Annotated in this window: 1 pseudogene; it reads left to right on the forward strand. The window is 71.9% G+C overall.

Features of this window, described 5'->3' with window-relative positions:
* Positions 1 to 151, forward strand: a pseudogene (locus PUR26_RS34755) (hydroxymethylbilane synthase); the annotation flags it as partial.
* Positions 152 to 384: the final 233 nt, after the last annotated feature.

Raw genomic sequence — 384 nt, forward strand, 5'->3', positions numbered from 1 at the left:
GGGGACACGGCGCAGCAAGCTCGCCATGGCCCAGTCCGGACACGTCGCGGAGGCGGTCCGGCAGCTGACCGGGCGCCCGGTGTAGCTCGTGTTGATCACGAGGTACGGGGACACCTCCCGTGAGCACCTCGCGCATCGGTCTGGTGCCGGTCGGCACCACCTCGGGCGAGCCCTCCGCGTACGCGACCCGGTCGGCGACGCTGGATCTGCTGAGCGGTGGCCGGGCGGGCGTCCGCCCGAGGCTGGGCACGAGCCGGCGAGAGGCACGGCCTCCTCGCATACTACGAAGACGTGGTGCGTGCGGAGAAGCGCGCCGATTTGTCGGCTGGGCTCAGGCGGGACGGCTCAGATCCCCAGCCCCGGCTATTCCGTGCGCTGAGGGAA

The organism is Streptomyces sp. SP18CS02, from assembly GCF_036322365.1.
In the GTDB taxonomy this organism is placed as follows: domain Bacteria; phylum Actinomycetota; class Actinomycetes; order Streptomycetales; family Streptomycetaceae; genus Streptomyces.